Consider the following 15,254-nt stretch of genomic DNA (forward strand, 5'->3'; position numbering starts at 1 on the left):
GCCCACCTCCTCGCGCCGGCCGCACGGCCGCGCACGTCCCCCCGGGAGCACCCACGTGACCGACGTCCTCGACGAGCTGGCCTGGCGCGGCCTGCTGTCCCAGCACACCGACCTCGACGCGCTGCGCGCGGACCTCGCGGCCGGCCCGGTGCCGCTGTACTGCGGCTTCGACCCCACCGCGCCGAGCCTGCACATCGGCAACCTCGTCCAGATCCTCACGGTGCGCCGGCTGCAGGACGCGGGCCACCGCCCGTTCGCCCTCGTCGGCGGCGCGACCGGCCTCATCGGCGACCCGAAGATGGCGGGGGAGCGGACCCTGAACGCGCCCGACGTGGTGGCGGGCTGGGTCGAGCGCATCCGCGCGCAGATCGCCCCGCTGCTGCGCTTCGACGGGCCGAACGCCGCGACGATGGTGAACAACCTCGACTGGACGGCGGGACTGTCGGCGATCGACTTCCTGCGCGACGTCGGCAAGCACTACCGCCTGGGCACGATGCTCGCCAAGGACACCGTCGCGCGGCGGCTGCACAGCGAGCAGGGGATCAGCTTCACGGAGTTCAGCTACCAGATCCTGCAGGGCATGGACTTCCTCGAGCTGAACCGCCGGCACGGCGTGCGCCTGCAGACGGGCGGCAACGACCAGTGGGGGAACCTGCTCTCGGGCGTGGAGCTGGTCCGCAAGGTCGAGGGCCGGGCGGTGCACGCGCTGACCACGCCGCTGATCACCAAGGCCGACGGCACGAAGTTCGGCAAGACCGAGACGGGCACGGTCTGGCTCGACCCCGAGCTGACCACGCCCTACGCGTTCTTCCAGTTCTGGCTCAACGCCGACGACGCGGACGTGGTGCGCTACCTCAAGGTGTTCACGTTCCGCTCGCGCGAGGAGATCGCCGACCTGGAGGCCGCGGTGCAGGCGCGCCCCGCGGCACGCGAGGCGCAGCGCGCGCTGGCGCACGACGTCACGTCGCTGGTGCACGGCACCGCTGCAGCTGACGCGGTGGTGGCGGCGAGCCAGGCGCTGTTCGGCCGCGGGTCGCTGGCCGACCTGGACCCGTCGACGTTCGCGGCGGCGGTCTCCGAGCTCCCGACCGCGCCGGGGCGCCCGGGCGACCTCGTCGTGGACCTGCTCGCCGCGTCCGGCGTGGTGGCGTCCAAGGGTGCCGCCCGACGCGCCGTGGCGGAGGGCGGTGCGTCGCTGAACAACGTGAGGGTGAGTGCGGAGGACGCGACGCTGGGCGCCGACGACCTCCTGCACGGCCGATGGGCCCTCCTGCGTCGCGGCAAGCGCACGCTGGCGGTCGTCGACACCCACGCAGCCCCCGCCGGGGCCGCCCCCGCCGGGGGCTGATCGTCGCGCCAGGGGTGGGGCGGCCCCGCCCCTGGGGTCGCCCCACCCGTCGATGACGGTGATCGCGCAGGTGAGAGCCTCGGGGCAGAGAGCCCGCGACGTGGTGACCGCGATCACCCGGTCGTCGTTTGCACGTCACGCAACACACCTGTAATGTTCTCTGAGCCCGCCCGGCAGGGAGGAACGGACACCGAGGTGATCTTCGGTGGTCGGTCCCGCGGAGCAGGGCCTTCCCGTGTGTTGGTCATCTTGGCGCTGTGTGCGTCGGGGTGTAGTGTGCGGGGCCGCAGTTCGGTGGTTGTCGGGTCGCTTCGGTGGTTCGGTGGGTTCCGGGTTGTGGGGTAGTTTTTGTTCGAGATTCTCGCTGGTTTGTTTTTCTGGTTCGGCTGTGAGGCCGGGGCGGGGAAATAAATGGTGTAGAGTTGAGAACGACGCCGGAAGGGCGGATGAGCGGTTTCGAGTCGGGCGAGTGCCTGGTTCGGGAATGCGATTCGGTCTGGTAGGGTGGAGCACGAACGAAGAGAAGCCTCCAGTGAGAGCCGCAAGGTTTGAGTGGATGCGCGTCTGTTCCTTGAGAACTCAACAGTGTGCCAAGTAGTCGATGCCATTGATAGTGGTATCGCATCTGGGTCAGCTCGCACCCCCGTGTGAGTGGCTCAGGTAGGTGCCAGTTTCTGGCCCTGGCTGTATGGCTGGGGCTTCTTTGTGGTGTCTGTTGCTCGCTGGGTTCGCCTGGTGGGTGGCTGTTTGACATTAACGGAGAGTTTGATTCTGGCTCAGGACGAACGCTGGCGGCGTGCTTAACACATGCAAGTCGAACGGTGACGGCCAGCTTGCTGGTCTGATCAGTGGCGAACGGGTGAGTAACACGTGAGCAACCTGCCCTTCACTCTGGGATAAGCCTTGGAAACGAGGTCTAATACCGGATATGAGACGCACCGGCATCGGTAGCGTCTGGAAAGATTTATCGGTGAGGGATGGGCTCGCGGCCTATCAGCTTGTTGGTGGGGTGATGGCCTACCAAGGCGACGACGGGTAGCCGGCCTGAGAGGGCGACCGGCCACACTGGGACTGAGACACGGCCCAGACTCCTACGGGAGGCAGCAGTGGGGAATATTGCACAATGGGCGCAAGCCTGATGCAGCGACGCCGCGTGAGGGATGACGGCCTTCGGGTTGTAAACCTCTTTCAGCAGGGAAGAAGCGCAAGTGACGGTACCTGCAGAAGAAGCGCCGGCTAACTACGTGCCAGCAGCCGCGGTAATACGTAGGGCGCAAGCGTTGTCCGGAATTATTGGGCGTAAAGAGCTCGTAGGCGGTTTGTCGCGTCTGCTGTGAAATCCTCAGGCTCAACCTGGGGCTTGCAGTGGGTACGGGCAGACTAGAGTGCGGTAGGGGTGACTGGAATTCCTGGTGTAGCGGTGGAATGCGCAGATATCAGGAGGAACACCGATGGCGAAGGCAGGTCACTGGGCCGCAACTGACGCTGAGGAGCGAAAGCATGGGGAGCGAACAGGATTAGATACCCTGGTAGTCCATGCCGTAAACGTTGGGCACTAGGTGTGGGGCTCATTCCACGAGTTCCGTGCCGCAGCAAACGCATTAAGTGCCCCGCCTGGGGAGTACGGCCGCAAGGCTAAAACTCAAAGAAATTGACGGGGGCCCGCACAAGCGGCGGAGCATGCGGATTAATTCGATGCAACGCGAAGAACCTTACCAAGGCTTGACATGCACCGGTAACACTCAGAGATGGGTGCCCCGCAAGGTCGGTGTACAGGTGGTGCATGGTTGTCGTCAGCTCGTGTCGTGAGATGTTGGGTTAAGTCCCGCAACGAGCGCAACCCTCGTCCCATGTTGCCAGCGGGTTATGCCGGGGACTCATGGGAGACTGCCGGGGTCAACTCGGAGGAAGGTGGGGATGACGTCAAATCATCATGCCCCTTATGTCTTGGGCTTCACGCATGCTACAATGGCCGGTACAAAGGGCTGCGATACCGCGAGGTGGAGCGAATCCCAAAAAGCCGGTCTCAGTTCGGATTGGGGTCTGCAACTCGACCCCATGAAGTCGGAGTCGCTAGTAATCGCAGATCAGCAACGCTGCGGTGAATACGTTCCCGGGCCTTGTACACACCGCCCGTCAAGTCATGAAAGTCGGTAACACCCGAAGCCGGTGGCCCAACCCTTGTGGGGGGAGCCGTCGAAGGTGGGACTGGCGATTAGGACTAAGTCGTAACAAGGTAGCCGTACCGGAAGGTGCGGCTGGATCACCTCCTTTCTAAGGAGCATCTGGCAGCTGGCGTGCCCTGTCGTGGGGTGCGGGTGGTTGTCCAGGCCCATGCCCTGGCCGTTCGTGTCAGGGGTGGTGCTCACGGGTGGAACATCGACTACGGCCGGCTTTGTGCTGGTGGGGCTGCTGAGTACGCCTGCTGTTCGTGTCCTTCGGGGTGCGGGTGGTGGGGAGGGAAAGGTGAGGTTCTGCTGGTGGGGTCGGCCTGGCACGCTGTTGGGTCCTGAGGGAGCAGCCGTTGAGGTTGTGTCTTTCAGGTCGGGACTGTCTGGTCCGGATGAACCGCTTGTCTCCTTCGGGGGGTGGGTAGGCGCCGGGTGTCGGGTGGTGACCGGTGGTTGCTTGAGAACTGCACAGTGGACGCGAGCATCTTTGAATGATCTTTGTGGTCAAGTTTATAAGGGCACAGGGTGGATGCCTTGGCACCAGGAGCCGAAGAAGGACGTAGTAGCCTGCGATAAGCCTCGGGGAGTTGGCAAACGAACCGTGATCCGAGGATGTCCGAATGGGGAAACCCCGCCGCAGTCATGTGCGGTGACCCTCACCTGAATATATAGGGTGAGTGGAGGGAACGCCGGGAAGTGAAACATCTCAGTACCGGCAGGAAGAGATATTCCGTGAGTAGTGGCGAGCGAAAGCGGATCAGGCCAAACCGTGCGTGTGTGATAGCCGGCAGGCGTTGCGCGTACGGGGTTGTGGGACCTTTCGGTCAGCTCTGCCGAGTTGGCGAGGAGTCAGAAAATCGCGTCATAGTCGAAGGGCATTGAAAGGCCCGGCACAGAGGGTGGTACCCCCGTAGACGAAATGGCGTGGTCTCCTGAAGGGGATCCCAAGTAGCTCCGGGCCCGAGAAACCCGGAGTGAATCTGCACAGACCACTGTGTAAGCCTAAATACTACCTGGTGACCGATAGCGGACAAGTACCGTGAGGGAAAGGTGAAAAGTACCCCGGGAGGGGAGTGAAATAGTACCTGAAACCGTGTGCCTACAATCCGTCGGAGCCTCCCTAGCAGGGGTGACGGCGTGCCTTTTGAAGAATGAGCCTGCGAGTTAGTGGTACGTGGCAAGGTTAACCCGTGTGGGGAAGCCGTAGCGAAAGCGAGTCCGAATAGGGCGTCTGTAGTCGCGTGCTCTAGACCCGAAGCGAAGTGATCTAGCCATGGGCAGGGTGAAGCGCGGGTAAGACCGCGTGGAGGCCCGAACCCACCAGGGTTGAAAACCTGGGGGATGACCTGTGGTTAGGGGTGAAAGGCCAATCAAACTTCGTGATAGCTGGTTCTCCCCGAAATGCATTTAGGTGCAGCGTCACGCGTTTCTTGCCGGAGGTAGAGCTACTGGATAGCCGATGGGCCCCACCAGGTTACTGACGTTAGCCAAACTCCGAATGCCGGTAAGCCAGAGCGTGGCAGTGAGACTGCGGGGGATAAGCTCCGTAGTCGAGAGGGAAACAGCCCAGACCACCAGCTAAGGCCCCTAAGCGTGTGCTAAGTGGGAAAGGATGTGGAGTTGCACAGACAACCAGGAGGTTGGCTTAGAAGCAGCCACCCTTGAAAGAGTGCGTAATAGCTCACTGGTCAAGTGATTCCGCGCCGACAATGTAGCGGGGCTCAAGCACACCGCCGAAGCTGTGGCATTCACACTCGTGACAAGCCTTCGTGGTTCAGTCGTGTGGATGGGTAGGGGAGCGTCGTGTGGGCAGTGAAGCTGCGGGGTGACCCAGTGGTGGAGCCTACACGAGTGAGAATGCAGGCATGAGTAGCGAATGACGGGTGAGAAACCCGTCCGCCGAATGACCAAGGGTTCCAGGGCCAGGCTAATCCGCCCTGGGTAAGTCGGGACCTAAGGCGAGGCCGACAGGCGTAGTCGATGGACAACGGGTTGATATTCCCGTACCGGCGAAGAACCGCCCATACCGAGCCCGGTGATGCTAACCGTCCGAGCTGGTTCATCGTTCCTTCGGGGACACCGAGCCAGGGAGCACGGGACCCGATCCGGTAGTAGGTAAGCGTATTAACAGGGGTGACGCAGGAAGGTAGCCCAGCGTGGCGATGGTAGTCCACGTCCAAGGTTGTAGGGCGAGGTGTAGGCAAATCCGCACCTTGTATGCCTGAGAACTGACGGGTACCGCGTATGCGGGAAATGGGTGATCCTATGCTGCCAAGAAAAGCCTCGACGCGAGGTTCTAGCCGCCCGTACCCCAAACCGACTCAGGTGGTCAGGTAGAGAATACCAAGGCGATCGAGAGAATCGTGGTTAAGGAACTCGGCAAAATGCCCCCGTAACTTCGGGAGAAGGGGGGCCTGAAGCGTGAACCGGCTTGCCCGGGGCAGCGTGGATGGCCGCAGAGACCAGGGAGAAGCGACTGTTTACTAAAAACACAGGTCCGTGCGAAGTCGCAAGACGATGTATACGGACTGACGCCTGCCCGGTGCTGGAAGGTTAAGAGGACGGGTTAGCCGCAAGGCGAAGCTCAGAATTTAAGCCCCAGTAAACGGCGGTGGTAACTATAACCATCCTAAGGTAGCGAAATTCCTTGTCGGGTAAGTTCCGACCTGCACGAATGGCGTAACGACTTCTCCGCTGTCTCAACCGCGAACTCGGCGAAATTGCACTACGAGTAAAGATGCTCGTTACGCGCAGCAGGACGGAAAGACCCCGGGACCTTTACTATAGCTTGGTATTGGTGTTCGGTGCGGCTTGTGTAGGATAGGTGGGAGACTGTGAAGCCGGCACGCCAGTGTCGGTGGAGTCAACGTTGAAATACCACTCTGGTCGCTCTGGATATCTAACCTCGGTCCGTGATCCGGATCAGGGACAGTGCCTGGTGGGTAGTTTAACTGGGGCGGTTGCCTCCTAAAATGTAACGGAGGCGCTCAAAGGTTCCCTCAGCCTGGTTGGCAATCAGGTGGCGAGTGCAAGTGCACAAGGGAGCTTGACTGTGAGACTGACAGGTCGAGCAGGGACGAAAGTCGGAACTAGTGATCCGGCGGTGGCTTGTGGAAGCGCCGTCGCTCAACGGATAAAAGGTACCCCGGGGATAACAGGCTGATCTTGCCCAAGAGTCCATATCGACGGCATGGTTTGGCACCTCGATGTCGGCTCGTCGCATCCTGGGGCTGGAGTAGGTCCCAAGGGTTGGGCTGTTCGCCCATTAAAGCGGTACGCGAGCTGGGTTTAGAACGTCGTGAGACAGTTCGGTCCCTATCCGCTGCGCGCGCAGGAAACTTGAGAAGGGCTGTCCCTAGTACGAGAGGACCGGGACGGACGAACCTCTGGTGTGCCAGTTGTTCCGCCAGGAGCACGGCTGGTTGGCTACGTTCGGGAGGGATAACCGCTGAAAGCATCTAAGCGGGAAGCCTGCTTCAAGATGAGGTTTCCATGCCCCTTGTGGGTGAGAGGCTCCCAGCAGAACACTGGGTTGATAGGCCGGACGTGGAAGGCAGGACTAACGACTGCCGTAGCTGACCGGTACTAATAAGCCGATGACTTGACTATCATCATTCTTTGCGACGCGTCCACTGTGCGGTTCCCGAGTCACCAACGGCTTCATTGCCTGGGTGAGCTCGACAGTGTTACGGCGGTCATAGCGAAGGGGAAACGCCCGGTCCCATTCCGAACCCGGAAGCTAAGCCCTTCAGCGCCGATGGTACTGCACCCGCCAGGGTGTGGGAGAGTAGGACGCCGCCGGACAATTTTTCCAGGAAGGCCCACCCGTTCGCGGGTGGGCCTTTCTGCGTTGGGCCGGTTGACGCGCGTGTGTGGCGTGTGTCGGGGCCTGTTCGGATCAGACCGCACCTGCTTCTGCGCCCCACGGTCGCGCGGATGAGAGCATGGCTGCAGACGCAGGACGAGGAGCACACATGAACAGCGACGACAACCGCGGGAACCGCCCGCACAGCTCACGCGGCACGGACGGCGCGGGTGGCGGGGGGCGCCAGGCAGACCGGTGGGGCACGCGTGCGTCGGGCGGTGCCGGCGGCGGGCGGTCCTCGGGCGGCTCGCGCGGCAACGACCGTGCGAGCGGCGGCCCCCGCGGTGGCAGCGCTCCGGCCGAGCGCGGTGCCGCGCCTTCGTGGAGCGACCGCGGCGGGCAGGAGCGTCGTGCGGGCACCGGCGGGTCGTCGCGTGGTGGGGGTTCGGCGCCCGGCGGCGGCCGTGGGGTCGCGGGTCGCGGCCCGGTCCGCGGGTCCGAGCGGGGATCCGGGTCGGGCGGGTGGCAGGGCGCAGGGGACGATCGCGGCCGCGCGGCGCGGGGGGACCAGCGTCCCGACAGGCGCGCGGACGACGACCGGGCGACCGGTTCTCGCAGCGGCGCGTGGTCGGGCGACCGACGGGGTGGTGACGGAGGCGGTACCCGTGCGGCTCAGAGGGGCTGGTCACCGTCGCGCCCGGAGCGTGGCGGCTGGGCCGGTGCTGGCGACGGGTCGCGGGTCAGCTCGGGTCAGCCCTCCCGTGCACCGCGGGGGGCGGTCGCGGGTGAGCGGCGCCCGACGACGTCCCGCCCCTGGGAGGACCGGGGCGGGGACGCGCGCGGACGCGGCGTCCGGTCGTCCGACGGGCCCGCCCGCGGAGGTGCGGGCGCCGGGCGCGAGGCCGACGAGCGTGCCGCACGTGGCGAGCGGACCGTCGACCGTCGACCGTCGCGCGGCGGTCCCTGGTCCGAGCGGCCGCAGGACGCACGGGGCGGTGGACGTCCCTCCAGCGACCGGTGGGGAGACACGCGTGGCGGCGACCGACGTCCGACCACGGGCCGCGGGGCGTCCCGGCCTGCCGACGGCACCCGCGGCGGTGCACCCCGATCGGGCCCTGCCGGCGGCGGGGGGGATCGCGGGCGCGGTGCTGCCGCGTCCGGGGCAGCCCGTGCCGGGTGGTCGCGCGACGGTGCGGACCGCCGGGGCGGAGACGAGCGGCCGGGGACGCGTTCGCCGGCAGGCGGTCGAGACGACGCGCGCGGACGGTCCGGCGCCTGGGACCGGTCGACACGCGCCACGGGTGGGCGGCCTGACCGCGTGACCGGCCGCTCCGACGCACGTCCGCAGGGCCGGCTCGACCGGTCGGCCCCGAGCCGGGAGCAGGACCGCGGGACGCGTCCGTCGACCGGTGGTGGGACCGGCTGGTCGTCGCAGGAGCGTGCCGACGCCCGGCGTCCCTCGACCGACCGGCCCGCGGCGTGGGGCGACCGACCGGCCACGGCGGACCGCAGGCCGGCCGGCGGCGACCGCCGGGAGTCCGGCAGCGACCGGCGGCCGTGGGCCGCGGACCGGCCCTCTGACGCGCGCGGGAGCGCTGCCGGCGCCCAGCCGCGCGGCGGGTGGGCGAGCCCTGCCCGGGACGTCCGCGGAGAGCGTCCGTCGGGCTCCGGGCCCGACGAGCGGGGTCCCGGCCGATGGGGCGCGGCGCGTCCTGCAGCCGGTGAGCGCGGGGCGACGGACCGCCGTGACGGTGGCTACGGCGCTCGCGACGGCGGTGGCCGAGGTGGGGCGCGGGGCGACCGCGACCCCGGCGCGCACCGCCCGCGAGCCACGAACGACGACGGTCCGCGCGCGGCGGAGCCGGAGATCCCCGAGGAGGTCACCTTCTCCGACCTCGACCGGGCCGCCCGGGGGCCGCTGCGCACCCTGAGCAAGTCCAACGCGGAGCAGGTCGGCCGTCACCTGGTCATGGTCGGGCGGCTGCTCGACGTCGACCCCGAGCGCGCCTACGAGCACGCGCAGGCCGCGGTCCGCCGGGCGGGTCGTGTCGACGTCGTGCGCGAGGCCGCCGGTCTTGCGGCGTACCGCACCGGGCGCTGGGCGGAGGCGCTCCGCGAGCTGCGCACGGTCCGCCGCCTCAACGGGTCCTCCGAGCACCTGGCCGTGATGGCCGACGCCGAGCGTGGGCTGGGGCGCCCCGAGCGTGCGCTGGCGCTCGCGCAGGAGCCGGAGGCCACCACACTCGACGCCGAGGCCCGCATCGAGCTGGCGATCGTCGTCAGCGGCGCCCGCCTCGACCTCGCCGAGCCGGAGGCGGCGGTGGCCGTCCTGTCGACCCCCGAGGTCCGGGCGGCGCGCGGTGTGCTCGCGGTGCGGGTCGCCCAGGCGCGGTCCGCTGCGCTGGAGGCGGCAGGGCGTGGCGAGGAGGCCGCCGCCGAGCTCGCGCGCTACACCGAGGAGCAGCTCGACGAGGCCGCCGGGGTCCTGCCCGAGGAGGAGGACGAGGTCGTCGTGTACGACCTCGCCGAGGACGCCGAGGACGCCGAGGACGCCGAGGACGCCGAGGACGCCGAGGACGCCGAGGACGCCGACGTTGCGGACGTCGCGAAGGACGCGGACCTCGACGACGGCGCTGCGCTCGACGCCCTCGACGAGGGCAACCTCGACGCCGCGGCCGACGAGGGCAACCTCGACGCCGCGGCCGACGAGGACGACGAGCAGGACGCGAGCGACCCGGTGCCCGGGGCCACGGACGGGCCGGAGGACGCGCCGGCCGGTAGCGGTGCGGACGAAGCGACGGCGGCGGACGAGGCGACGGCGGCGGACGAGCAGACGAAGGACGGGGACGCGTGAGCGGTGCAGGGCTGATCGGGACCGGGCTGGCGCCCGCGGAGGAGTTCGACCTCGCGCTCGTCGACCTCGACGGCGTGGCCTACCGGGGGCACGAGCCCATCGACGGGGCGGCTGAGGGGCTGGCGGAGGCACGGGCCCGCGGGATGCGGCTGGTGTTCGTCACCAACAACGCCTCCCGCGAGCCCGAGGCCGTGGCCGAGCAGCTCACGGGGCTGCGCATCCCGACGTCGCGCGACGAGGTGATGACCGCCGCGCAGGCCGCCGCCGAGCTCCTCGCCACCCGGGTCGCCCCGGGGGAGCGCGTGCTCGTCGTCGGCGGCGCCGGCCTGTCGACCGCGGTGCGTGCCAAGGGGTACGAGATCGTGGCCTCTGCGGACGACGAGCCCGTCGCCGTCGTGCAGGGCTTCGCCCCCGAGCTGGGCTGGGCCCAGCTCGCCGAGGCCGCCTACGCGGTCCAGCGGGGGGCGTGGCACGTGGCCTCGAACCTGGACCTGAGCCTGCCCACGGCGCGGGGGTACGCCCCGGGCAACGGGTCGCTGGTCGGCGCGGTCGTGGCGGCCACCGGGGTGCAGCCGGCCTCGGCCGGCAAGCCCGCGCCGACTATGTACCGGCTCGCCGTCGAGCGGGCCGGGGCGCAGCGCCCGCTCGTCGTCGGCGACCGGCTCGACACCGACCTCGCGGGCGCGCGCTCCGGCGGCATGGTCGGTCTGCACGTGCTGACCGGCGTCTCGAGCGCACGCGACGACGTGCTGGCGGCGCCGGGCGAGCGCCCGCACCTCATCGGCGCCGACCTCCTCGCGCTGCTCGTGCCGCACCCGGTCCCGGCTCCCGACGCGGGATGGTGGGTGTGCCGCGGTGCGGCGGCGCGCGTCGTCGACGGAGGTCTCGAGCTCCGCGGCGGCGGCGAGGACCCGGTGGACCTCGTGCGTGCCGCGTGCGCAGCCGCGTGGGCCTCGGCGGACGCCGGATCCCCGGTCGACCCCGCGACGGTTCCTGACCTGCCCGCGTCCTGACGTACCCGCGTCCTGACGTACCCGCGTCCTGACGTGCCCGCGTCATGACGGCGCGGCGCGCTGTGGGTGGCGCGCCGCCCACGTCCGGACGGGCAGGTAGCGTGGTCGCGGCACACCGGCCGGTCGGTGACGACCGTGCCCAGGCGAACGACGGACGGAGGAGCGCGTGAGCGAGGCCCCCACGAGCACGGCAGGGTCGACCGAGCCGTACCGGACGGCAGGACCGGCCGGCCCGGGCACGGGTGACAGCGCCGTCGACGAGGCCCTGCTGGCGGTCGTCGACGTCGACCAGCTGCCGCTGCGCGAGCAGCTCAGCGTCTTCGAGGCCGTGCACGGCGCGCTCCAGGACCGCCTCGCGGACGCCGAGGGATGACGCCCGCGCCGTCGGCGCAGCGCCCGCCGACGTGCACGCCGGCGCCGGTCGGGTCCGCGTGAGCGCCCGCCTGGACGTCGAGCTGGTCCGTCGTGGTCTGGCCCGCTCGCGGGCGCACGCCGCCCGCCTGGTCGCCGAGGGGCGGGTCCGCGTCGCCGCGACCCCCGCCCGTCGTCCGTCCGCAGCGGTCGGCCCGGAGGAGGTCCTGGAGGTCGTCGCCGACACCGAGGACCCCGGGTACGCCTCGCGCGCGGCGCACAAGCTCGACGTCGCCCTCGAGTCGTTCGTGGCGCACGGGGTCTCCCCGGCGGGCCGGCGGTGCCTGGACGTCGGCGCCAGCACGGGCGGGTTCACGGACGTGCTGCTGCGACGGGGGGCCGCGCACGTCGTGGCCGTCGACGTCGGGCACGACCAGATGGTCCCGCGCCTGCGCGCGGACGCCCGCGTCGAGGTCCGCGAGGGCGTCAACGCGCGGTCCCTGCGCGCCGGTGACGTGGACCCCGCGCCCGACCTCGTCGTGGGTGACCTGTCGTTCATCTCGTTGCGTCTGGTCCTCGGCGCCCTCCTCGACGTCTGCGCGCCCGGGGCGGACCTCGTGCTGCTGGTCAAGCCGCAGTTCGAGGTCGGACGGGAGCGGCTCGGGCCGCAGGGTGTCGTGCGTGATCCCGAGCTGTGGCGCCGGGCGGTGGCCGACGTCTGCGCCGACGCGGCCGCCCGTGGCGCGACCGTGCGCGACGTGCAGGTCAGCGCGCTGCCCGGCGTGCACGGCAACGTCGAGTTCGTGCTGCTGCTGCGCGCGCCCGGACCGCCGGTCACGACCGGCCCCTCGCCGGCCGCCGACGTGACCGGCGACGCCGGCACGCCCACGTCACCGGTGCCCGGCATGATCGAGGCGGCGGTCGCGGCCGCCCGCGAGGGCAGCCGCGACGTCGGGCACGGTCGACCCCGCCGGGCGCGCGCGACGGTCTCCCGGGCGGGCCGGTCGTGACGCGCCGTGCGCTGGTGGTGCGTCACACCGGGCGCCCCGAGGCGCAGGAGGCGTACGAGACCGTGGTCGATGCGCTGCGTGCCGCCGGTGTCGAGGCCGTGGTGGCGTCGCCCGACGGCCCGCGCGAGCCGCTGCCCGACTTCGAGCTCGCGATCGTGCTCGGGGGGGACGGGACGCTGCTGCGCGCCGCCGAGCTGACGCGCGGGACCGACGTGCCCCTCCTCGGGGTCAACCTCGGCCACGTCGGCTTCCTCGCCGAGATCGAGCCGGCCGACGTCGGCACCGCCGTCCAGCGCCTGGCCGCCGGCGACTACGTCGTGGAGGAGCGCGCGACGCTGGACGTGCGCGTCATCGACCCCGACGGCCCGGTCCGCACCGGCTGGGCGCTCAACGAGGCCGCGCTGGAGAAGACGGACCCCGCCCGCATGATCGAGGTCGTCCTCGAGGTCGACGGGCGACCGCTGTCCGCGTTCGGCTGCGACGGCGTCGTGGCGGCGTCCTCGACGGGCTCGACGGCGCACGCCTTCTCCGCGGGCGGTCCGGTGGTGTGGCCCGACGTGGACGCGATGATCCTCGTGCCGCTCGCGGCGCACGCGCTCTTCGCGCGGCCGCTCGTGCTCGGGCGTGCGAGCACCCTCGCCGTCGAGGTCGTCGACCGTTCCCCGTCCGCGTCGGTCCTGACGTGCGACGGTCGACGCCAGCTCTCCGTGCCGCGCGGCGCTCGGGTGGAGGTGCAGGTCAGCGGGACGCCGGTGCGTTTCGCCCGGCTCAACCCGGCGCCGTTCGTGACCCGCCTCGTGCACAAGTTCGACCTGCCGGTCGTCGGGTGGCGCGGCAGCACGGACGACCCACCTCGAGCCGACCCGCGCCACGACGCACGACGCGACGACGCGACGCGCGGCGACGCGACGCAGCACGGCGGGCCCCACCCCGGCCCGCAGACGCATGACGGACGAGAGGACGGTGGCGAGCGGTGATCGAGGAGATCCGGATCGACGACCTCGGCGTCATCGGACGCGCCCAGGTGCGCCTGGCGCCGGGCCTGACCGTGCTCACCGGCGAGACCGGGGCCGGCAAGACGATGGTCCTCACGGCCCTGTCGCTGCTGCTGGGCGGGCGGGCGGACCCCGCCACCGTCCGCACCGGCGCGCCGTCGGCCGCGGTCGAGGGACGTCTCGCGGTCCCCGACGACGCACCTGCGCTCGAGCGGGCCCGGGAGGCGGGCGCGGAGGTCGACGACGACGGGACCCTCGTGGTGCTGCGGACCGTCACCGCGAGCACGTCGGAGCAGTCGGGCCGGTCGCGGGCGTTCCTCGGGGGCCGGTCCGTGCCCCAGGGTGTGCTGGCCGAGATCGCGGACGAGCTCGTGACGGTGCACGGCCAGGCCGAGCAGATGCGGCTGCGGTCGCCGTCGCGGCAGCGGGCCGCGCTCGACGCGTTCGCCGGCACCGACCACGCCGTGACGCTCGCCGAGCACCGGGCCGCATGGGCCGAGCGGGCGCAGGTGCGCGACGAGCTCGACGGGCTGGTCTCCCGCGCGCAGGACCGCGCCCGGGAGGCCGAGCTGCTCCGGCTCGGGCTCGCGGAGGTCGACCGGGTCGCGCCGCAGCCCGGCGAGGACGTCGCGCTCGCCGAGGAGGCGGACCGGCTCGGGCACGCCGAGGACCTGCGCGCCGCCGCAGCCGGCGCGCACACCGCGCTGGTCGGCGACGAGGACGCCACGGACACCGTGTCCGCCGCGGCGCTCGTCGACGAGGCGCGCCGCCAGCTCGAGCACGGCGGTGCGCACGACCCCGCGCTCGCGGCGCTCGCGGTCCGCGCGGCCGAGGCGGGCTACCTGCTCGCGGACGTCGCCACGGAGCTGTCCGCGTACGTGCAGGACCTGCAGGCCGACCCCGCCCGCCTCGACGCCGTCCAGCGGCGTCGCGCGGAGCTGGGCACGCTCACCCGGACGTACGGCGCCGACGTCGACGCGGTGCTCGCGTGGGCGACGTCCGCCGCCGAGCGGCTCCTCGACCTCGAGGGGGGCGACGAGCGGATCGCGGCGCTGCGCGAGCGCCTCGTCGCGCTCGACGCCCGCGTCGAGGACCTCGCGGCACGGATCACCGGGGCCCGCAGCCGCGCGGCCGGCGAGCTCGCGCGTGCCGTCACCGACGAGCTCGCGGGCCTGGCGATGGCCGGGGCGAGCCTCACGGTGGACGTGCGACCGGCCGACGAGCCCGGTCCGTCCGGCGCCGACGCCGTCGAGATGCTGCTCGTCCCGCACGCGGGGGCGCCGGCACGCCCGCTCGGCCGCGGCGCGTCCGGCGGCGAGCTGTCCCGCGTCATGCTCGCGCTGGAGGTGGCGCTGGCCACGGCCGAGGGGTCGCACGTGCCCGGGACCTTCGTCTTCGACGAGGTCGACGCGGGGGTCGGCGGGCGCGCGGCGACCGAGGTCGGCCGGCGCCTGTCCCGGCTGGCCCGGACCGCGCAGGTCGTGGTGGTGACGCACCTGGCGCAGGTCGCGGCGTTCGCGGACCAGCACCTCGTGGTGACGAAGTCGGTCGCGGACGGCGTCGACGTCGTCACCGAGTCCGACGTGCGGGCCGTGACCGGCGAGGACCGCGTGCGTGAGCTGGCCCGGATGCTGTCGGGCCAGGACGGCTCGGCGACCGCGCGGGCCCACGCGGCGGAGCTGCTGGCCCAGTCCGTGGGACGATGAC

At 70.3% G+C, this 15,254-nt stretch carries 7 protein-coding genes and 3 rRNA genes; all 10 read left to right on the plus strand.

The features are described from left to right. The first annotated feature begins 55 nt into the window (after positions 1 to 55). Entirely contained in the window at positions 56 to 1,348 is a 1,293-nt protein-coding gene (tyrS, locus tag BKA21_RS00270) for a tyrosine--tRNA ligase (protein WP_140460565.1), read from the plus strand. Positions 1,349 to 2,101: 753 nt separating this feature from the next. After that, positions 2,102 to 3,622, plus strand: a 16S ribosomal RNA gene (locus BKA21_RS00275). Positions 3,623 to 4,021: 399 nt separating this feature from the next. Continuing rightward, positions 4,022 to 7,128 (plus strand): 23S ribosomal RNA (locus BKA21_RS00280). Between the two features lie 78 nt (positions 7,129 to 7,206). After that, a 5S ribosomal RNA gene (gene rrf / locus BKA21_RS00285) occupies positions 7,207 to 7,323 on the plus strand. Together the 16S, 23S and 5S rRNA genes form the textbook arrangement of a ribosomal RNA operon. A gap of 1,970 nt (positions 7,324 to 9,293) precedes the next feature. Then, entirely contained in the window at positions 9,294 to 10,178 is an 885-nt protein-coding gene (locus BKA21_RS00290; protein ID WP_239072761.1) for a hypothetical protein, read from the plus strand. Next, positions 10,175 to 11,191, plus strand: coding sequence for an HAD-IIA family hydrolase (locus BKA21_RS00295; RefSeq protein ID WP_140459140.1), 1,017 nt, complete (start codon positions 10,175 to 10,177; stop codon positions 11,189 to 11,191). Before BKA21_RS00290 ends, BKA21_RS00295 begins: the two co-directional genes overlap by 4 nt. Positions 11,192 to 11,357: 166 nt before the next feature. Continuing rightward, a complete protein-coding gene (locus BKA21_RS00300; protein WP_140459139.1) occupies positions 11,358 to 11,564 on the plus strand; it encodes a hypothetical protein in 207 nt (68 codons plus the stop codon). Between the two features lie 58 nt (positions 11,565 to 11,622). Beyond that, positions 11,623 to 12,552 carry a TlyA family RNA methyltransferase gene (locus BKA21_RS00305; RefSeq protein ID WP_140459138.1) on the plus strand — a complete coding sequence of 310 codons (930 nt, stop codon included), beginning with the start codon at positions 11,623 to 11,625 and terminating at the stop codon, positions 12,550 to 12,552. Next, on the plus strand, positions 12,549 to 13,529 hold the full coding sequence (locus BKA21_RS00310; protein ID WP_140459137.1) for an NAD kinase: 981 nt from the start codon (positions 12,549 to 12,551) through the stop codon (positions 13,527 to 13,529). Before BKA21_RS00305 ends, BKA21_RS00310 begins: the two co-directional genes overlap by 4 nt. After that, positions 13,526 to 15,253 carry a DNA repair protein RecN gene (gene recN, locus BKA21_RS00315; RefSeq protein ID WP_140459136.1) on the plus strand — a complete coding sequence of 576 codons (1,728 nt, stop codon included), beginning with the start codon at positions 13,526 to 13,528 and terminating at the stop codon, positions 15,251 to 15,253. The genes BKA21_RS00310 and recN overlap by 4 nt, the downstream gene beginning before the upstream one ends. Position 15,254 lies beyond the last annotated feature (1 nt).

Source organism: Cellulomonas oligotrophica (assembly GCF_013409875.1).
Taxonomy (GTDB): Bacteria; Actinomycetota; Actinomycetes; order Actinomycetales; family Cellulomonadaceae; genus Cellulomonas; species Cellulomonas oligotrophica.